This is a genomic window from Paenibacillus agri, assembly GCF_013359945.1.
In the GTDB taxonomy this organism is placed as follows: Bacteria; Bacillota; Bacilli; order Paenibacillales; family Paenibacillaceae; genus Paenibacillus_AQ; species Paenibacillus_AQ agri.
Window position 1 is genome coordinate 92,634 of sequence record NZ_JABWCS010000204.1, and the last position, 18,962, is coordinate 111,595.

At 49.0% G+C, this 18,962-nt stretch carries 19 protein-coding genes; 8 read left to right on the plus strand and 11 right to left on the minus strand.

Annotated features, from left to right (window positions below; translation table 11 throughout):
• Positions 1–36 precede the first annotated feature (36 nt).
• The 4 genes from HPT30_RS10770 to HPT30_RS10785 all read right to left on the minus strand — a co-directional run bounded on the left by HPT30_RS10770 (position 37) and on the right by HPT30_RS10785 (position 6,055).
• Complete coding sequence (locus HPT30_RS10770; protein ID WP_175371396.1) at positions 37–2,163, minus strand: peptidoglycan D,D-transpeptidase FtsI family protein; 2,127 nt, start codon at positions 2,161–2,163, stop codon at positions 37–39.
• Positions 2,164–2,193: 30 nt separating this feature from the next.
• Positions 2,194–4,284, minus strand: a complete 2,091-nt coding sequence (locus tag HPT30_RS10775) for a peptidoglycan D,D-transpeptidase FtsI family protein (RefSeq protein WP_175371397.1) — start codon at positions 4,282–4,284, stop codon at positions 2,194–2,196.
• A 127-nt stretch (positions 4,285–4,411) separates the two neighbouring features.
• Positions 4,412–5,551 (minus strand): transglutaminase domain-containing protein, encoded by a 1,140-nt coding sequence (locus HPT30_RS10780; protein ID WP_175371398.1) that lies wholly within the window; start codon positions 5,549–5,551, stop codon positions 4,412–4,414.
• 54 nt (positions 5,552–5,605) lie between these two features.
• Positions 5,606–6,055, minus strand: coding sequence for a hypothetical protein (locus HPT30_RS10785; protein ID WP_175371445.1), 450 nt, complete (start codon positions 6,053–6,055; stop codon positions 5,606–5,608).
• 257 nt (positions 6,056–6,312) lie between these two features.
• On the opposite strand from HPT30_RS10785, the gene HPT30_RS10790 reads away from it, so the two are divergent.
• A complete protein-coding gene (locus HPT30_RS10790) occupies positions 6,313–7,515 on the plus strand; it encodes an MFS transporter (protein WP_175371399.1) in 1,203 nt (400 codons plus the stop codon).
• Positions 7,516–7,830: 315 nt separating this feature from the next.
• Complete coding sequence (locus HPT30_RS10795; protein ID WP_066376351.1) at positions 7,831–8,178, plus strand: DNA primase; 348 nt, start codon at positions 7,831–7,833, stop codon at positions 8,176–8,178.
• A 97-nt stretch (positions 8,179–8,275) separates the two neighbouring features.
• Here the strand turns inward: HPT30_RS10795 and HPT30_RS10800 are convergent, their stop codons facing one another.
• Both HPT30_RS10800 and cyoE read right to left on the minus strand, forming a co-directional pair.
• Entirely contained in the window at positions 8,276–8,899 is a 624-nt protein-coding gene (locus HPT30_RS10800; RefSeq protein WP_246317024.1) for an SCO family protein, read from the minus strand.
• 12 nt (positions 8,900–8,911) lie between these two features.
• Complete coding sequence (gene cyoE, locus HPT30_RS10805) at positions 8,912–9,844, minus strand: heme o synthase (RefSeq protein WP_175371400.1); 933 nt, start codon at positions 9,842–9,844, stop codon at positions 8,912–8,914.
• 227 nt (positions 9,845–10,071) lie between these two features.
• On the opposite strand from cyoE, the gene HPT30_RS10810 reads away from it, so the two are divergent.
• Positions 10,072–11,076 (plus strand): metal-dependent hydrolase, encoded by a 1,005-nt coding sequence (locus HPT30_RS10810; protein WP_175371401.1) that lies wholly within the window; start codon positions 10,072–10,074, stop codon positions 11,074–11,076.
• A gap of 207 nt (positions 11,077–11,283) precedes the next feature.
• The gene (locus HPT30_RS10815; protein WP_175371402.1) at positions 11,284–11,472 is read left to right on the plus strand and encodes a hypothetical protein; all 189 of its coding nucleotides are present in this window, start codon (positions 11,284–11,286) and stop codon (positions 11,470–11,472) included.
• Positions 11,473–11,503: 31 nt separating this feature from the next.
• Here the strand turns inward: HPT30_RS10815 and trpS are convergent, their stop codons facing one another.
• Positions 11,504–12,493 (minus strand): tryptophan--tRNA ligase, encoded by a 990-nt coding sequence (trpS, locus tag HPT30_RS10820; protein ID WP_175371403.1) that lies wholly within the window; start codon positions 12,491–12,493, stop codon positions 11,504–11,506.
• A 449-nt stretch (positions 12,494–12,942) separates the two neighbouring features.
• Here trpS and HPT30_RS10825 point away from each other — a divergent pair, with 449 nt between their 5' ends.
• Together HPT30_RS10825 and HPT30_RS10830 are read left to right on the plus strand one after the other, a co-directional pair.
• On the plus strand, positions 12,943–13,917 hold the full coding sequence (locus tag HPT30_RS10825) for an aldose 1-epimerase (RefSeq protein ID WP_175371404.1): 975 nt from the start codon (positions 12,943–12,945) through the stop codon (positions 13,915–13,917).
• Positions 13,918–14,126: 209 nt separating this feature from the next.
• Positions 14,127–14,366: an alpha/beta-type small acid-soluble spore protein gene (locus tag HPT30_RS10830; protein WP_066376333.1), complete on the plus strand. Its 240-nt coding sequence runs from the start codon at positions 14,127–14,129 to the stop codon at positions 14,364–14,366.
• 136 nt (positions 14,367–14,502) lie between these two features.
• On the opposite strand, the gene HPT30_RS10835 is transcribed toward HPT30_RS10830, so the two are convergent.
• Both HPT30_RS10835 and HPT30_RS10840 read right to left on the minus strand, forming a co-directional pair.
• The gene (locus HPT30_RS10835; protein ID WP_175371405.1) at positions 14,503–14,913 is read right to left on the minus strand and encodes an O-methyltransferase; all 411 of its coding nucleotides are present in this window, start codon (positions 14,911–14,913) and stop codon (positions 14,503–14,505) included.
• A 290-nt stretch (positions 14,914–15,203) separates the two neighbouring features.
• Positions 15,204–17,003 (minus strand): M3 family oligoendopeptidase, encoded by a 1,800-nt coding sequence (locus tag HPT30_RS10840; RefSeq protein WP_175371406.1) that lies wholly within the window; start codon positions 17,001–17,003, stop codon positions 15,204–15,206.
• 131 nt (positions 17,004–17,134) lie between these two features.
• Here HPT30_RS10840 and HPT30_RS10845 point away from each other — a divergent pair, with 131 nt between their 5' ends.
• Positions 17,135–17,323: a YycC family protein gene (locus tag HPT30_RS10845; protein ID WP_175371407.1), complete on the plus strand. Its 189-nt coding sequence runs from the start codon at positions 17,135–17,137 to the stop codon at positions 17,321–17,323.
• Entirely contained in the window at positions 17,320–17,550 is a 231-nt protein-coding gene (locus HPT30_RS10850) for a hypothetical protein (RefSeq protein WP_066376312.1), read from the plus strand. The genes HPT30_RS10845 and HPT30_RS10850 overlap by 4 nt, the downstream gene beginning before the upstream one ends.
• 130 nt (positions 17,551–17,680) lie before the next feature.
• On the opposite strand, the gene HPT30_RS10855 is transcribed toward HPT30_RS10850, so the two are convergent.
• A complete protein-coding gene (locus tag HPT30_RS10855; protein WP_175371408.1) occupies positions 17,681–18,394 on the minus strand; it encodes a DUF2225 domain-containing protein in 714 nt (237 codons plus the stop codon).
• 33 nt (positions 18,395–18,427) lie between these two features.
• Entirely contained in the window at positions 18,428–18,811 is a 384-nt protein-coding gene (locus tag HPT30_RS10860) for a globin domain-containing protein (protein WP_175371409.1), read from the minus strand.
• Between the last annotated feature and the right edge of the window lie 151 nt (positions 18,812–18,962).

Here is an 18,962-nt window from a genome sequence, read left to right on the forward strand (position 1 = left end):
CCCTCCATTCTTTGTTGTGCCCATTTGCGGGCGATTTTATGGTTGCTGTATATTTGTTGTTGCATCTGTAGATTCGGCATTGTCTTGCCCATTCGCTGGAGACTGCAAACTCTTCTTAGGTACACCATTCAGTCCGTATTCCCAATCGTAGGCATCAAAGATTTTCCGGGCTACCGGGGCAGCACTGCTGCCACCCAATCCGCCCTCTGGAATAATTACAGCAACAGCCAGCTTTGGATGTTCACGCGGGGCAAAGGCAATAAACACCCCGTTATCGATTGTATTTTTAACACCTTTACTATAGGCATCCTGCTGCGAAGTACCTGTCTTACGGGCAAAATCATACGGGAATTTATCAAAGCTGCTGACTTTACTGCTCATTCCCTTGATAACTTCTCTCCAATAAGCCGGATCGAAATCCACCTTATCCAGTTCTTCACGGCCGAAAGTCTTCACTACCTTGCCGGAGGAATCGGTGATTTTGCTGACCAATTGAGGTTTAACCCGCACACCTTGATTCGCGATCGTCGATGCATACTGTGCCAGCTGCAGAGTGGTATAGCTACCTTGCTGACCAAATGATGCATAGACTAACGCGGATTGGGCACTCCCTGCTTCAGCCTCTTTAAAATAGTTTAATTTCCCATTATATTCGTTGGGCAGGTCAACACCCGTAGATACACCAAGTCCGAATTCCTTCATATATCTATCCCAGACTTCTACCCCCTTAGATCCGTATTGCTCATAAAGCTTCTTACCTACCTTATCGATCATAAAGACGTTGGAGGAGTTCGCAATGGCATCAGCCGGAGATCTAAAGAATCCATAGGCATGGCTCCCGGCATTCCTAACCGTGGTTTCATGACCAGCTTTACCAAATTTAGTGCTCCCTGTATCTGAATAAGTGGTATGTGTAGTAATGAAACCTTCCTTGAGACCAATAAGCACTGTCAGTGGCTTAATCGTGGATCCCAAGAAGACGGTCGAGTCAAAATTATTTCCTGATCTGCCTGAAGAAAACGGAGTAATGGTACCGTTCTGATAATTGCCCATAATCTTTTCCCACACAGCGGGGACTATTTTGTCTTGTGTCCACACATTGGTATCGTAATCTGGCATGCTTGCCATAGCCACAACATTACCAGTATCCACTTCAATCGCCACGGCGTAGCCGGTAACCGCAGACGGATGCAGTTTCCCTTGAACTGGATTCTTGTGCAGCCAGTTGAGCTGGTCGGTAATGGCCTGTTCAGTTTTCATCTGGATATCCTTGTTGATCGTCGTCCAAATGTCATTTCCCTTCACAGGCGGAACTACCTCCTCAATTCTCTCAGCCATATTCTGCGGGTTGACTGATATCTCCTGATAACCGTTCTGACCGCGAAGTTCCCGCTGGTATTGCAGCTCCAGCCCATCAAAACCAACAAATTCATCGTCCTTGTAGGTCAGACCGGCAGTGGGATTGTTCTTCATCTGATTCAAAATATTCTGATAAATCGGCAAACTGTTGGAGGACTTAAAAGGCTTGATATATCCAATGGTCTGCACGGCGACTGTGTCCTTGTCATAATGGCGGTTGCTCTCCTCAACCACGGTAAGTCCAGGGTACTCATCCTTGTGTTCCATGAAGTAAGCTACTTCTTCCTCAGTGAGACCTGACTTAATCCGTCGGGCCATGTACCCTGAATACTTCTTGAAGTACAAGTCCATGGAATCCAGCACATCTTCCTTCGTCATAGCTTTGACATCTTTGGCACCGAACTTTGCAAAGTCCGCGACAAGGCGGTTAGCCAGATCATCGGACTTGGCCTGAGCTGCAGGTGAAAGTGTCGTCTTCCCAGTCTCTTTGTCGGTTACCTTTGCCGTAAATTCTTTGGTCAGTGTAATGTATAGCGATTGCACCGGTGTAGAATAGGCCAGCTTCTCGCCCCCTGCGGCATAAATCACACCGCGCATGGCTGCAAGCGGCACACTCTTCGTTGCCCGGTTAGTCTCCACCTCGGTCAAGGTCGGGCCTTCTACAAACTGCAGAACCGCAAGACGAATAATAATGACACAAAAAATAATAAACGTGCTGAAGAAAAACACGTTGATCCGTAGGCCAAGGGAACTTTTGCTAGTAGTCTCGTCCTGTGACGAGGCCTGCTTACGGAAAAAGCTCACAGTTTTTCCTCTCCTTCTTCTCTAAGATGATTATTCTGCCGCGTCGGCCTCAGGAGTCGTGGTGACAACTGGTTGAAGATTCTTCTTCGGTACACCATTCAGCCCGTACTCCCAATCATAGGCGTCAAATATTTTGCGGGCCACCGGCGCAGCACTATTGGAACCAAATCCACCTTCAGGGATGACCACCGCTACGGCAAGCTTGGGCTTGTCACGTGGTGCAAAGGCGATAAAGACACCATTATCGCGCAGCTCCTTTTTGGCTAGTTGCTGGGATGTTCCCGTCTTACGGGCAAAATCATAGGGGAAGCCATCGAAGGCACTGACTTTACTGTTCATGCCCTTCTTAATCTCCTGCCAAAACGACTTATCAAATTTCGTCACCTCATTCAGCACTTCGCGACTGAATTCGGTAACTGTTTTGCCCTCTGCATCCGTTATTTTGCTGACCAACTGCGGTTTGATCCGCTGCCCTTCATTGGCTAACGTAGTGGCATATTGAGCCAATTGCAGTGTCGTATAACTCCCCTGTTGGCCAAAAGACGCGTACACCAATGCGGCTTGAAAGCTACCCGCTGCTTCGATGTTGGTGTAGTTAATATTGCCACGATGTTCGCCAGGCAGACCGCTTTCTGTTAATACACCAAGTCCGAACTCCTTCATATACCTATCCCAGACATCAATGCCTTTGCTTTTATATTTCTCATACAGCTTCTTGCCAACCATATCGATCATGAACACGTTGGACGATTTCTCAATCGCGGTTGCGGGTCCCATCTTTCCATATACGTGACCTGATGAATTCCTCACTGTGGTCTCATGACCTTCTTTACCGAACGAAGTGCTGCCTGTGTCGATGTACCTGGTCGAAGGAGAGATAAAACCTTCTTTAAGGCCAATCAGCACCGTCAGCGGTTTGACGGTCGAACCCATCAATAGCACCGACTGAAGTCCATGTCCGGATAACCCCGATGAAATCGGGTTAATCGTGCCATTCTGGTAATTGTACATCATCTTCTCCCAGGCAGCCGTAGACAGCGTACCTGTTGTCCACACATTCGTATCATAGTCGGGCATACTCGCCATGGCGACGATATTGCCAGTGTCTACTTCCATAGCTACAGCATAGCCGGTCAATGCGGCGGGATGGACCTGTCCCTGTACAGGGTTGGTATGAAGCCAATTGATCTGCTCCATGATAGCCTGCTCAGTCTTAAGCTGAATGTTTTTGTTAATCGTTGTCCAGATGTTGTTCCCTTTAACCGGTGGAACAACCTGTTCCACCTTCTCTGCCATATTCTGTGGATTGACCGATATCTGCAGATAACCATTTTTCCCGCGCAGTTCTTTCTGATATTGCAGCTCCAGACCGTCGAAGCCAACGATCTCATCATCTTTGTAGACGAGGCCCGGGTCTGTGCCCCTCTTCATAGCCTGAGCAATATCTTGATAAAAAGCCCGGTCATGCGAATAACTAAACGGCTTAATATAGCCAACAGTCTGCACGGCTACTGTATCCTTGTCGTAGTGACGTACAGTTTCTTCAACAATCTCTAGTCCTGGGTAGTCATCCTTGTGTTCCATAAAATAGGCGACTTCCTTATTCGTCAGCCCCGTCTTTACCCGGCGGGGAACATAACCAAGTGATTTACGAAAATTCAAATCGAGCGCTTTAAGAACATCCTCTTGTGTCTGCTCTTTGACGGCGGGATCACCATACTTCTTGAAATCCGCCACGAGACGAGCAACCAAATCATTCGACTTCGCCTTGGCCTCTGGCGTCAAAACCGATTTGCCCGAGGCTTTATCGGTGACCCTGGCCGTATACTCCTTAGTTAACGTAATGTACAAAGAATACACCGACGTAGAATAAGCAAGACTCTCGCCCCCTGCTGCAAAGATGTTCCCGCGCAAAGCAGCAAGCGGCACATTCTTGTAATTACGATCTGACTCTACTTCGGTCAATGTGGGGCCTTCGACAAATTGCAAAGTGGCAAGTCGAACGATGATTACGCAGAAAATAATAAACGTGCCAAAAAAGAACAGATTGATCCGCAGACCCGTGAATCCTCTATTCGGCGTATCATCCGAACCGGGTCTCTGTCTACGAAACTGACTCACAGCCCTCTCTCCTAACAATAGATAAAATATGGCACATAGAATGTAAGCCAATCCTATTAATTCTTATGATGAGTAGTCTAGTTAGTCCAGTTTATTGTAACACATCTGTTTACGCTGCGCCTTTACGTCACAGCACGCTCTCCCTGATATGCGTGTCGTAGAAATCCTTAGTGTTGAACCAGTTCCCGCTACTCGCCCAAGTAGGGTCGAGGGGGATCCAGGCTTGCTTGTCACTCACGTATACCTCATTCCAGGCGTGCGGACCGTATCCGCCCCGTCCATCATATCCCTGACCAGTCACAACTCGCACCTGAAGGCCCTGTGAACGGGCCATTACGGCATAAAGGCGTGCATAGTCAATGCATACACCAAGTCGTGTATTGAACGTGTCTTGTGGGGTCTGCTCATGCCAGACCCGATTCTTCTCGTAATTCTCAGCCTTGGCATAATCATAAGCAACCCGGGAACCGACCCAGTCATACAGCAGCCGTGCTTTTTCCTCTTCCCCTGCTGTCTTTCCGACAATATCAGCAGCCGCCTCAGTGATATCGCCGGAAATATCGTGATCGATAATTTCGTATTTACGACGAAGAATATCATTCATCTCTGCCGCGACTGCCTGAGTCAGAATCGGTAGCTTTTTATGAACCGTATCACCAGCGAAAGGCTCAATGACTGCGGCTGCACTCTGGCTATAGACCGGAGAAGATTCCACATAACGACTGAAGCTGCTGTCCGGACTCAGCGCAACGCCGATGAAAAGTACGGCTACCAATATAAGCCCCCGTGCCATCCCGATCAATAATCCAACGCCTGCTCCGCCCAAACGGCTTAGCGCGGTCACCTTCTTGTCCCCTCTACGACGACCGCTGCTCTGAAACGGAAGCAGAAGAATAACAACTCCGAGTAGCATACGTATCAAGCTGTAACAGAGCAACAATACTAATAGAAACCGTACAACCGGAGATCCCGCCAAAACGGAAATAGCTGTATAGTACAACTGCTGCCACCTTGTCAGCTCGTTGTCCATGTACTTCACCCCGGAAGCCCATGCTTCGACAAGCGGAGAGAAATAAGCCGCCGCCGGTATAGCAAGAAGAAGCGCGACAAGCGTCGATATCCCTGCACCCAAAAGACCAAACAACCTGCCTGTCGAACGTGAAAATCCTCTACCCCACCCCTGCAAGAGGGAGAAGGCAACAATAAGCAGTAGGATGATGGAGATCACATTGGCATCAGCCACGCTTTTTATCCATCCGTTGAGCATGTCCGCTCCCCCTTTCTTTAGCTATGGAGTGTCTTGATAAATACCCTTCTATCTTTACTTTCCAGCTGTATTCTGTTTACGTGCGGCATCAATAAAAGTTTTGGTTGTATCATTAATACTCCATTTTCCCAGTCCAACACCACGGAAGGTAACTTCCACCTTGTCCTCCCCGGCTTTCCCTTTGACTTCAAGATTCGGAGTAGTGATTGTAAATGTGCCATCCCCACCGGAGGTATATTTGGCGTCCTTAGCCTCCTTAAGCATAACGTCCTGCGCTTCGCTTTTTAAGGTGCTTAATGTGCTGTCGGCCACTTTGTTCACAGCGTTCCCGATCTGATCCATTGTAACCCCGCTGTAGATAAACAAACCGGCGATGATAACAATGACAATTGCCCACTTCAGAACCGTCTTGACCAGATTGACCACAGCGAACAGCAGCACAAGCGCAATAACGATGACTAGCCAATTCTCTCTAATAAACTGTGACCACACCTCTGTATTCATCAACTTCACAACACCCCATTCAACTTTAATATTGATTATTATACATGATGTAATCTCAGAATTCATGGTTACCCAGCTGTACCACGGCGTGGCGGCGCCGCAGCGTCACATTGACGGTTGATATTATAAAAAAGCGGTATAAGCCCTGCCTGGACCACGTAAAGTACAAGTAGCTGCTTTTTTCGTTCTGCAGATGAACTATTTGAATACGCCTGCCCTGCAATCCCTATGTTGCGACAGGCCCGGAGGTGTTTCATGTGAAAACTGCGCTGTGGCTCTACTTGTTTCTTTTTCTGGCCTTCTTCGATTTGCACGCCCAATATCCCGTGCTGACGCCGTTTGCCATATCACTTGGCGCCGGCCCCGCCTTTATCGGCTGGATGATGGGCATGTATTCGCTGACTCACCTCCCCGGCAATCTGCTGGCTGGAGTGCTTGTGGATCGAAACGGAAGCCGCCGGTATATCGTCTTCAGCCTGGTGACGGCCGGTGTGCTCCTGCTTCTGCAGGCGCATGCGCAGTTCCCCTGGCATCTGCTGCTGCTGCGTGCAGCAAGCGGCTTCGCGCTGGCCTTCCTGTCCCCGGCCTGTATGACACTATTGGCCTCGCTCTCTTCGGATTCGGCCACTCAAGGCAAGTACATGTCCGGTCACGGCATCGTGCATACACTCGCCTCTGTGATCTCTCCTGCCGCCGGTGCGTTTATCGTCGCCAAAGCCGGATTCTCCGGCACATTCAGCAGTCTGGGCTGGTTGTTGATTCTGACAGGCTTCATGGCCTTCTTCAGCGTCCCCAAGCATGTGCAGACCCGTGCAGCTAATCCTTTGGTTCATACGGAAGGTGATCTGGAAGCTGCCCAACTGACAGGAGCGAGTCTATCTTCAGACAGCACCAATTCCGCCAAGCCCTCCAGACGCTATTATCTGCTGCCATTTTTCGTCTCTTGTTCCCAGGGAGTACTGTTCTTTGAGCTTCCTCTCTCACAAAATGGGGGTCGGGACATTCTCTCCACAGGCCTGCTGCTCTCGCTTCTGAGTTTGGGGGCTCTCGTGACACTCAGTATGTTCTTCCTACATCGGCTGACACCTTCCGGTAGAATAGCCGCTGCGCTGCTCGGCATGGCGATCTGCTTCTTTGGGCTTGCTGCTTTCGGCAATATCCCGCCTGGCCTCCTCCTGTTCCTAATGGGCGCTGCCAAGGGTGTGCTGTTTCCCGCAATGGCTTCACTGTTCATTAGCCTTGGTGGCCCAGGGCGGCTAGGCAGAACGTTCTCCATGCAATCTATCGCCATGTCCCTCGGCGCATTCGCAGGTCCTGTCGCTGCCGGTCAGCTGCGGGGTATTGTCTCACCTTACTTTATTGCCTTCCTGCTGCTGATGACTGCACTGCTTTTGCTTCCGCCAAAGAGCACAAAGCTTGAGCCTAGCTACAAAGCAGGCCTGAACGGACGCGTAGCCTAAAGCCTAACTGGCTGGTTCTCAATACGTTTTTTTGGGGTAGCACCGGTTTTCTGGACATCCACTTTCATTATTCTGGTGTTGGACATTCTTTTGGTAATCATTCTCCGCACTGGAGTATTCTAAAATATTCCATAGAAAGCGTTTTTGTCGTATCCTCAATCACCCGGGCATAATCACCCGGGTGATTGTTTGCTTTTGCGACATTTCCCGGGGAATGATTACATATCCGCGTTAGTGCCTGTTAAAAATGACGAAGCTTAGGTAAAATATATGCGTGTGTGTCATGATTATCGCTCCGGAGGTGACGAACTGAATATGTCCATCACAATCATTGTCGAAGGCAAAAACGACCGCAGCAGATTACGGCGGATCTTGATGCCTGAAGTAGATATTCTCTGCACCTTTGGCACCCTGAACACCCTCAAGCTGGAGAATCTGCGCCAGCAGGTTGGGGATAGTGAAGTCTATCTGTACATGGACAACGACAGTTCCGGCAAAAAAATCCGCGGTGTGCTTCGCGATGCTTTTCCCGACGCTGGTCACATCTACACAAGGCGGGGATATGCAGGGGTAGAAGGTACGCCGGACGAGTATAACATCACTCAGCTGGAAAAAGCGGGTCTGGAGGAATTTATCATCTATCCAGAACCCCTGCCCTATTAAGAATAGAGTTCAAACCAAAAACGCCTTCTTTGTTCTCCCTTCCCATGAGAAGGCGAGCAGCAAAAAAGGCGTTTTGGATTAATCTGTGATTATTCAGTTACTCACGGGCCAAATCCTTCACAGCAGCAGCCAAGAATTCAGGGGTAACATTCTCGCTATCCCCAGCATCATACAGCGCCCGAAGACGGTTCTCCCGGTCCACCAGCCCGATCAGATTCGCATGGGCAAAGTTGTCCTTGTTATCTCCCGCAATAAGCACCTTGAAGGACTCGGCAGCAAACTTACGGATCTTCTCCTGGTCACCCCGCAAGAAATACCAGCCGTCGTAATTAGCATGGAACCGGTCGGCAAAATCCTTGATGGCTTCCCGCGTATCTCTCTTCGGATCGAAGGAAATCGACAAGAACGACACATCCTTGCCAAAGCTACCATCCTTGACCAGCAAATTCTGAGTCTGAGAAAGCATAAATGTCGTTACAGGACACACATCGGGACAATCCGTAAAAAAGAAGTACACCAACCGGGCCTTCCCTTGTGTATCCGCAAGCGTCACAGTATCTCCATTCACATTCTCAAGGGAGAAGTCCTGCACTTCCCCGATGACCGGCAATTCTTTGCTCCCCAGCGCCAGGGAATTGAAGGCCAGATAAGCAGCCATAATTAATGCAAGCAGAAGAAGCAGCCAGGTCCATTTGTAACGTTTCAAGGTTTGCAAGGACATTCCCCCCCTCCATTACAAGTGAGTTGTATTCAGCACTAGCACGATCAAGCTGACCGTCAAATAATTGATGGAAAAGAGGAAATTCTGTTTCGCCCAGACTTCATCATCCTTGGCCTTGAAGCCTTTCAGCGTCAAATATAGCCACATCACGGATAACAAACTGGAAATAATCAGGTAGAAAATACCTGCATATCCGTATACATACATCAGAACTGGAATCGGGAGCAGCAAAGCCACGTAAGGAATCATCTGAAACTTAGTGCGACGAACCCCTTTTACCACTGGCAACAACGGAAAGCCCGCAGCCCGGTATTCTTCCTTACGACGGATGCCCAGTGCCCAGAAATGGGGAGGCTGCCACAGGAACAACATCGCGAAGAGCAGAACAGCGGCAAGGTCTAGTTGGCCTGTCACCGCTACGTAACCGATCACCGGTGGTGTAGCTCCGGAAATCGCACCAACAGAAGTGCTCCAAGTGGAGGTCCGCTTGAGCCATAAAGTATATACGACGACATAGACGAATACCCCCAGTATACCGAACAGGCCGGCAAGCACCCCACTGAACGCAAACAGCACAGCAAGGCCGGCAATTCCGAGAACAATTCCGTACACTAGGACGGTTCCCGGCTTCAGTCTGCCCGTAGGCAATCCGCGGTCACGGGTCCGTTCCATTTTCATATCCAGGTCCCGGTCAAAATAGTTATTAAATACACAGGCCGAAGCCATGACAAGCATTGTGCCAAGCAAAGTTAAAATCAAGTTTCCGTATTGGACATGCCATCCAGAAGCCAACCAAAAACCAGCAAAGGCTGCGATCAGATTCGATCTGATAATACCTGGCTTCGTCACAGTAATGAAATCACGCCAGCTCGCACCTTTGGGCGGCAGCTTGGCAGACATTGCTGCGGAATCGGAAGGAGCCTGATATCTCCATTGATTATCCACGCTTACTAATCCTCCTTTAAAACAAACTTCTAACGTTCTCGCCAGAGAAATATAATCTCCGCTGTTAACTTTATCATAACAAACCCCTGAAGAAATTGACAATCATTTGGTATGATGTTCATGAATTCGACAATTACGTGACGATATTTATTTTATTACAATTTAATAACTGGACATGATTTAGGGTAGTAATGAATAGGAACTTCCGAGTAAAGGAGAACTGTATTATGGATACTGCTACACATGTTGTCATGGGCCTGGGCTTAGCAGGGCTGTCCTTCGTTGATCCGGCCGTTGCTTCCGACCCTGTGCTTGCCGGAGCTGTTATGGTATCTGTCGTTATTGCGTCACAGGCCCCCGATGCCGATACTGTATTGCGGTTGAAGAGCAATGCGATGTATATACGCAATCACCGGGGCATCACCCATTCCCTGCCTTTTCTCTTGCTGTGGCCCGCGTTAATTACAATAGTAATCGGACCCTTGTTTGGAGTTAGTGATCCGTACAGACTGGGTCATATTGCGCTTTGGAGTTTTATCGGTGTATTCGTACATGTTTTTTCTGATCTATTCAATACTTATGGCACTCAGGCTGCGAGGCCGTTCACCGAGAAATGGATTGCCTGGAACATCATTCACATCTTTGATCCTTTTATCTTCGGCAGCCACACGGCAGCTCTCGTGCTCTGGGTAAGTGGCCTCTTCCCGCCCGCCCCTTTGTTCATTACGCTCTATATTTGTATCGTGATCTATTACTTTTGGCGGACCCTTGTCCATTTCCGGCTTTCACGCAGGATCAAGGCCAAGGATGTCAAACATGACCCCGGGGACCGCTATTACATAATCCCCACAATCTCGCCCAAACGCTGGAACATCGTCAAAGCCAAATCTGACGGCAGTTATGATATTGGCCAGTTGCTGGGTGGTCGACTTCACTGGTTCAAACATGCAGTAAGCTCCGAGCACCCTGCCGTAGCACATTCCAAATCCCATCCGGATATCCAGTCCTTCCTGTACTTCACCTCTTATGCAGTCGCAGAGGTAGAAGAATTGCCCTCCGGTTATATTGTGCGCTGGGGGGATGTGCGTTATTTACACCGCAAGCAATTCCCTTTCGTGGCAGTTCTCGTCATGGATAACGACTATCATCCGTTGAATACGTACGTAGGCTGGCTCAGCAGCGAGAAGCTGAACGAACGTTTTGCCAGTGACCCCGGCTCCATGAAAGTGTAGATTCTCAAGGAGCCGTGCTTTTCCCCTTGACTCCCCTACTGAGAATAAGGCACAATCACCATAAAGCGTTTACAAGATAACGCCCTTCACTATTCATTGCGTTAACTCTACTCCCGTTGATGTCACAATCGTATTAACACAAAAATCCCGGAATCATGTTAATGATCCGGGATCACTTTCTCTATTGCCTAAAGGAGGCTGTCAATTATGGGAAAAGGACTCTCCCTGTGGTTCGCATGCTCGTCCATTCTGCTCCTGACCGCCGCCTCCATCGCGATCAGCTACAGTATTTGGCTAGCACTGGCGCTTGGCTTGGTCTGCATTCTGAACATCGGCTGGGGATTTATTGTCAAAGCCCGGCGCAGACGGCAGCAGGAAGGCACAACACAAGCTTAACGTTTGTGTATGCCTTCCTGCAGCTCAGTCCTTATCGTACCGGCAGGAAACCCATACGTTCCTTCACGCCAGCCAGCGTCTGTGCAGCTACCACGCGGGCGCGCTCAGCACTTTCTGCCAGAATATCGCTCAAGGCACCTGAATTTCTGATTTCGTGATAGCGCTGCTGCAGTGGCTCAAGCGTCGCCACGACCACCTCAGCAAGCTCTTTCTTGAAGCCACCGTACATTTGTCCTTCGAACCGGTCAGCAATCTGCCCCAGCGACATCCCTGAACATTCCGCATAGATACTCATCAGATTACTAACTTCCGGTTTGTTCTGCGGATCAAAGATCACTTCGCGCCCCGAGTCCGTAGTTGCCCGGCTAATCTTCTTACGGATGACATCCGGCGGATCCAAAAGCGAAATAAAGCTGCCCGCATTAGGATTGCTCTTACTCATTTTTTTGGTTCCATCGTCAAGAGACATAATCCGTGCGCCCACTTGCGGGATATACGGTTCGGGAATCGTGAAGAACTCCCCAAAACGGCTGTTGAAGCGCCCTGCCAAATCGCGGGTCAGTTCCAAATGCTGTTTCTGGTCTTCCCCCACTGGCACTAGGTCTGCATTGTAGACGAGGATATCGGCTGCCATCAGCGACGGATAAACGAACAAGCCTGCACCTACAGAATCCTTGCCGGAGGATTTATCCTTGAACTGAGTCATCCGCTCCAGTTCTCCCATTGCAGTCAGGGTTGTCATGATCCAGCCAAGCTCGGCATGCTGCGGAACATGAGACTGGAGATACACATTGGAACGCGCCGGATCAATTCCGGCTGCGATAAACAGCGCAGCTACCGACTCCGATTGCTCGCGAAGTGCCGCAGGCTCTTGAGCTACTGTAATAGCGTGCAAATCCACCACCATGAAATAACATTCATGTTCTTCCTGCAGCTTCACGAAATTCTTCATTGCTCCAATATAATTCCCAAGTGTCAATGTACCGCTGGGCTGAATACCCGATAATACTTTTTTAGCCATGCTAATCCCTCCATGTAGTGTATTTCCGAATGACATCCAATGTGTTATGAACGCAAAAAAGGCCCACCCCGCAAGGGACGTGAGACCGTGGTGCCACCCTTATTCGCCGCATTTGTCCTTTGTCAAAGGACAACAGCAGCCTTAAGCTTCCGTTAACGGGGAAGAACCGGCCGGACTACTGGGGAGACGTTATGCTCCTGTTCAAACTCGGCGCTCGGAGGTCCATTCACCAGAAGAATTCCACCGGTTCGCATCATCCACCGGCTTTCTGAAGGTTCATCATCTGACTACTTGTCCCCGTCATCACATTGCCATTATTATTGAATGAGTTCATCATGAACGATGCGGAGAGGTTTGTCAATTCCCTTAACTCAGGGCCGCATAAATCTGTTATGATAAGGTTATCCGCGTTCTATTCCGATTACAGCTACAATAAAGGAGCATATCTCATGAAACAGGTGACCAAAGGGCAGTGGGGCGGTTATGATACTTATATTTTGCACAGCCGCGAACTGGAAGTCACGCTTTTGCCGCGACTTGGAAATAACGTGATAGCCTTGAAAGACCTCAAGGAAGAACGGCAAATTCTGCGACGGCCTGAAGAAAGCGACCTAGATTTTTTTATGCAAAAGCCATATCATTTTGGCATTCCGCTCTTGATCCCACCAGGACGCATTCGCAAAGGACAATTTCAATTTGACGGAGCAAGTTATCAATTCGACCAAAACACCGCGGGTGACAATCACATTCATGGCCTGCACAGAACACAGGCTTGGTGTGTCAGTGACATTGAAGAAGACGAGGATGGCTGCGCCGTAACGACGGAGTTCAACACTGTGGACGATCCACACTGGATGGAGCAGCTGCCTGTGCCACTCAAACTTGAAATGACATTTCGGCTGCAGGATGCCAGACTGAAACAGATTCTTAAAGTAACTAACCTTGGTGAACAGCGCATCCCGTTCGGACTTGGCTATCACACTTGGTTTATGATTGATGGAGAACCTGAACGCTGGAATCTCAAGCTGCCTGTAGAAGGCATCTATGAGCTGAATGAGGAGTTGCTGCCAAGCGGCAATCTGCTTCCTCTCGGAGATCTTCAGGACCTTAACGAGGGAAAGAACATTCAGGGAACCAACTTTGACACAGCTCTGCGAATCGGCAAAAAACAGCCTGTAGAGGCTCTATTACTACGCGATGATGGCTACGGACTACGTTATACAGCCGACGAGAATCTCTTCCGTCACTGGGTGCTTTATACAAAAGGACCGGCTGATCAGTTCCTCTGCATCGAACCCTATACATGGCTTCCCGATGCGCCGAATGTATCGCCAGATCCGGAGTTTACCGGCCTGTTGACACTGGAACCGGGACATAGCATTGAGCTGTCAACCACACTCGAAATGATCCATCCCAATCGCTAATCACAATTATCCGCCCAAGCGATCATCCCTTGCATACTGCAGGAGATGATCGCTTTTTTGACTTTCTGCTACGAATTAGAATCATCATAACTTTTAAAATCAATCAGGAAACACTAAAAATTACCATCCTTAAAACCTTTCGAAAAGGTGCATGAATTCATCTCCTAGCGCTCATACTATCTTCACAACGGGCGAAGGAGGTGACAAACATGGGTCAAGCAGGTCAAAGCCAAGGTCGTGGTAGTCGTTCCAATAACCTGGTCGTTCCTCAAGCAAACGCTGCTTTGCAACAACTGAAATATGAAGCAGCTCAAGAGCTTGGTGTAACCATCCCTCAAGACGGTTATTACGGAAACTACACTTCCCGCGAAACCGGTTCTTTGGGAGGATACATCACCAAACGTCTCGTACAACTGGCAGAGCAACAATTGTCCGGTCGTTCGAACTAGTCACACCCTTATCTTAAACGCCTTACTTGGTTAGGCATCACAGCCTATCCTGCAAAGCTTCCCAGCCCTCTTGCGCTTCTCTTAACAGAAGCGTGAGGGGGCTTTTAATATTTTGACAATACATTCCCTAATTCCATCAACCCAGGAATTGATCATGTGTGTCGGATTGCGAATTGCGGGGATAACGGATCATCAGATTTGCCATATTGTAATTAGACTCCAACGTGGCATCCACGATAACCATGCCCTGCCGAACAGCAAATTCATAGCTAATCTCCCCATGGGTCCACCGCCGTTTATATTTAAGGCTTTCCAGCGCCATCAACCGGAAGGAAGCCTGCTGCTCGGGGGTCAATCCTTCCGTTTCAGCAGCAAAAGCACCTTTTCTTCCGGATAGAGGAAGATGGCGAATACCAAACTTTCCAATGACGTTGTTTCGTATTTGCACAAATACCGTGCCGGAAGACAAACCTGACAGTTCTTCTTGCAATTCCTTGAACACCAGATCGATCTGTCGCGCCAGCGATAATTGCTCCGTCTTCATCATAAATTTCCTCCTCAGTTATCTTCCTAGCACGCCTTATATAAGGCTTAGGACTCAATTATAGGTTAATTACATCAAGCCACACAACATTATTCAACATAATTGGTCAATAATAACTATAAATGCGTATTTTTTATATTGAAAACTAATAATACCTCCATAAAACTGATCATTTTCGACAATATATAAGCAAAAAAAGACCCTCTTTTGAGGGTCTTTTCGCATTAATACCTTATTGTGGCTAAAAAACTCAGCCTCTAATATGACAAGTTTTCCTTATATCGCCATAAATCTTAGGCAAGATGCTCTGTCATCTGCAGGAACTCTTCAATATCAGCAATAATCAGATCCGTAGCTCCCTGCCAGAAATCGGGCTGAGTCAAATCAACACCCAGATGTTTCGACACCAAATCCTCCAAGGTCATTACACCTGTATCCCGCAGCAAATCGTCGTATTTGTCCGCAAAGGAAGCTCCTTCTTGCAGAGCGAGGCGGTAAAGTCCCGTACTGAACATATAACCCACAGTGTAAGGGAAATTATAGAAAGGTACATCTGTGATATAGAAATGCAGCTTGGATGCCCAGAAATGAGGATGGTAGCTGGAAAGAACCCCGTTGAAGGCCTCCTTCTGCGCTTCCTCCATCAAGGCAGACAGCTCTTCTGCACTGACAACACCTTGCTTGCGTTTTTCGTAAAAGCGGGTTTCGAACAGGAAGCGGGCATGGATGTTCATAAAGAACGCCACACTTCTTTGAATTTTGGACTCCAGAAGAGCCAGTTTCTCTTCAGGATTAACGGCTGCCTTCACCTGTGCATCGGATATGATCGCTTCAGCGAAGGTGGAAGCAGTCTCCGCCACGTTCATCGCATAATTCTGATTGAACACCGGTTGATCCTTCAGCAGGTAGGAATGATAAGCATGTCCCAGTTCATGTGCCAGCGTGGACACATTAGAAGCCGTACCGCTGTAAGTCATAAAAATACGGGATTCCTTGCTCTCCGGGAATGTGACGCAGAAGCCGCCCGGACGCTTTCCTGCACGGTCTTCGACTTCAATCCAGTTTTTGTCGAAGGCTTCTTCGGCGAAATCCGCCATCTTCGGACTGAAATTGCGGAATTGTGCAATAATGTCTTGTGCTGCCTGATCGTAGGAGATTTTGCCGTTAGCGTTGCCGACAGGCGCTTCGACATCCACCCAGGATAGAGACTCCAGACCAAGCAGCTTCGCTTTGCGCTGCAAATAGGAGACCAGAGCTGGTTTGTTGCGGTTAATGACATCCCACATTACATCCAGCGTCTCGCGGGTCATGCGGTTGATACCCAGTGGCTCTTTGAGAATGTCGTCCCAGCCGCGGCCATTGTAAAGGTTCACGCGGAAGCCGGCCAGATGGTTCAATGTATCCGCACAGTAATCCTCAACACCGCCCCAAGCTTCTTCCCACTTGGCGAACATCGCGGAGCGGACAGCCGGATCGGCATCATCCAGTTTGTTGAAGGCCTGACCAGCAGATAGTACACGGCTGCCTTCTTCATCTTCAAAAGGAATCTTGATGGAGGAAACGATCGTCTCATAGTGCTCACTCCAGCCATGGTATCCGTCTACTGCCAATGACAGGGCCAGGCTTTCCAGTTCAGGGCTCATTTTCTCGCGGGCCAGACTGCGGCTCTCACTAAGCACGAAAGATAGTGGAGCAATTTCTGGCCGGGCTATCCACTCCCCCCATACTTCATCAGAGGTTTGGCGCAGCACATTGTCAAATTGCGAGCTGACACCTTCGAAGCGGGCACGCAGTCCAGATACTTTAGAAGACAGACGCACAGCACCTTTATCCTGCTGATTCTGTGCGCCAAGGCACCCTGTGAACTCCGCAGCCTGCACCAGACGACCAGTGCAACTCTGCAACAGTTCGATCACGCTGTCCAAAGCCTCTGTTCCTTTGACATCAGCCGGGGAGACGGAAGCTTGCACTTGCTGCTGCAAAGTGTCAATATCCCCCTCCAGTTTATGGAGGAAGCTTTCGAACTCGGGAGAAGCTGAGCCTCCGTTAAAAATGGAGTCCAATTCCCAGGTTAACGATAACGGTTGTTTCATGTGTATTCACCATTCCTTTTCTCACATTTGCTTTTCTTTGTAATTGGCCAAGAGCCGTGGTAAAGTGGATTACAATATTGGAACTATCCATAAGCCTGCGCTGCATGGCAACCACTTAAGGAGGATTCATAATGAAGCCGCTGCAAATTTCGCCAGAAACGGCCATTGCCCTGTCCAAACAGCTTGGTGTTCCCTTGGAACACTTGATGCATATGCCCCAACATATTTTGCTGCAAAAGATAGCTGAGCTATCCAAGAAGAACACAACACAGGCCGAAGACGGGCCGGAATTGCCTTCATCCGGGAAGGATGGACAATGATCCCTTTCAGCCACACCTGGCCTTATGACATTATACTGGGCGATATGTACGTGCAATACTGCCCGTTCTGTACCCATGAGAATGTGCTGCTGCCCCTAAAACCGAAAGAACTGCCTCTTATCCGTGATGGCAAGAAGCGACTTCTGGTCTTTCCCTGCTGCAGCACCAGCCTCACGGTCATCGACAACGATGCCGACTATCTGCTGTTCGACCGCGCCGTAAGATGACTTTAGCGTAAAAAGAGGACAGGCAACGGGCCGTTTAGGAAGTCCCAGCCGATGGCAAAGCGCAGAGAGGAGCTCCTCTCTGCGCTTTTTCTATGTCTCCAGCCAGAGGAGGAACATAGCTCACGTACCGTTAGCTTCCTACCGAATCGGAAGGAAGTCCATCCTCGCTAATCTCTTCACCACGCATCTGCTCACGCAGAATCGTCCATTGCTCACGTGCGGCCCGGATCATCGCTGCATCCATAATCCGCTGATCATTCACCAGGCGGGAGAACCATTTGACTGCATCAGAGAAATTACCTGTGCGCCGGTTAAGCTCTCCAATGAGGAACATCAGCCGGGCATCATTTCCGCCGATACCATCGCCCTCATACACCTTGATATAAGCGTCTAGAGAGTACTGCAGAAAGCGCATCTCCTGCGGCGTGTCTCCCTGATAGCGGTACAACCAGGCGATATGATGGAGCAGGCTCGCTATAATGCGATCCTTGTCATTGATGCTCTGGGCACACAATAGCGCGAGCTTATATGTCTCCAGTGCTTCTCCCCAGCTACGCTTCTCACCGAAGTCACGCGTTTTCCAGCGTTTTCCGACCTGATCATTAAAGGCTTTGCGCTGCCAATCAGCAAGCTTGTCCGCAGAATTCTCTGTAGAGGCAAATCCGCATTGCGGGCAGACTCTCACAACATAATAATCCGGATTCTCATTCTTGTAATAAGAACAAAAATCCGCATCGCGGCGTTCTGCTTTTTTGAGGCTGGGCCGTACCCGGGAGGTTAAAAACTCGTGTTCACAGTTACAGCACTGAACCTTGATGGAATACAAAGGTATTAATTCTGTCAAATGCCCTCATTCCTTTCGCCATAGAACCTTATCTTATTCTTGGGGCATGTTCACAAAGTGATGCGCAGGGCCAGCCAGGCGATTTAATACAAAAGAACGCAGGGGCTCCTCCACTTCTCTCTCCTCCAGCGCTTCTTTCATGCACTGCAGCCATTCCTCTGCACGCTCCGGGGTAATCGGAACATGCATATGCCGGGCTCTCATCATGGGATGCCCGTGAAGCTCAGAGAAGAGCGCAGGGCCGCCAAAGAATTGGCTCAGGAATTGATACTGCTTCTCCAGGACAGGCGCAATGTCCTCGGGGAACAATGGACCAAGCTGTGGGTGGGCTTGAACTTTGCTATAGAAGACCTCCACCAGGCGGTGAAGACCTTCAGCGCCCCCCAGGTTAACATATATACTGTCATTTGGATTCATTGAAAAGTACCAGCTTTCTTCCATAATAATGTAACGGCCTTTTCATTATACCAAAAAAACAGCCTATAATGATATCTGTCCCGAGGACTTCAAATCTTGCATACTGCGTATAGACAAAAAAGACGCTAAACGATTGTTTAGCGTCATTATT

Bases quoted from the DNA above. Each gene is read 5' to 3' on its own strand.
- HPT30_RS10780 (WP_175371398.1), bottom strand. From the start codon at position 5,551: ATGCTCAACGGATGGATAAAAAGCGTGGCTGATGCCAATGTGATCTCC.
- HPT30_RS10785 (WP_175371445.1), bottom strand. From the start codon at position 6,055: ATGAATACAGAGGTGTGGTCACAGTTTATTAGAGAGAATTGGCTAGTC.
- HPT30_RS10795 (WP_066376351.1), top strand. From the start codon at position 7,831: ATGTCCATCACAATCATTGTCGAAGGCAAAAACGACCGCAGCAGATTA.
- HPT30_RS10800 (WP_246317024.1), bottom strand. From the start codon at position 8,899: ATGTCCTTGCAAACCTTGAAACGTTACAAATGGACCTGGCTGCTTCTT.
- HPT30_RS10810 (WP_175371401.1), top strand. From the start codon at position 10,072: ATGGATACTGCTACACATGTTGTCATGGGCCTGGGCTTAGCAGGGCTG.
- HPT30_RS10815 (WP_175371402.1), top strand. From the start codon at position 11,284: ATGGGAAAAGGACTCTCCCTGTGGTTCGCATGCTCGTCCATTCTGCTC.
- trpS (WP_175371403.1), bottom strand. From the start codon at position 12,493: ATGGCTAAAAAAGTATTATCGGGTATTCAGCCCAGCGGTACATTGACA.
- HPT30_RS10825 (WP_175371404.1), top strand. From the start codon at position 12,943: ATGAAACAGGTGACCAAAGGGCAGTGGGGCGGTTATGATACTTATATT.
- HPT30_RS10830 (WP_066376333.1), top strand. From the start codon at position 14,127: ATGGGTCAAGCAGGTCAAAGCCAAGGTCGTGGTAGTCGTTCCAATAAC.
- HPT30_RS10835 (WP_175371405.1), bottom strand. From the start codon at position 14,913: ATGATGAAGACGGAGCAATTATCGCTGGCGCGACAGATCGATCTGGTG.
- HPT30_RS10840 (WP_175371406.1), bottom strand. From the start codon at position 17,003: ATGAAACAACCGTTATCGTTAACCTGGGAATTGGACTCCATTTTTAAC.
- HPT30_RS10845 (WP_175371407.1), top strand. From the start codon at position 17,135: ATGAAGCCGCTGCAAATTTCGCCAGAAACGGCCATTGCCCTGTCCAAA.
- HPT30_RS10850 (WP_066376312.1), top strand. From the start codon at position 17,320: ATGATCCCTTTCAGCCACACCTGGCCTTATGACATTATACTGGGCGAT.
- HPT30_RS10860 (WP_175371409.1), bottom strand. From the start codon at position 18,811: ATGAATCCAAATGACAGTATATATGTTAACCTGGGGGGCGCTGAAGGT.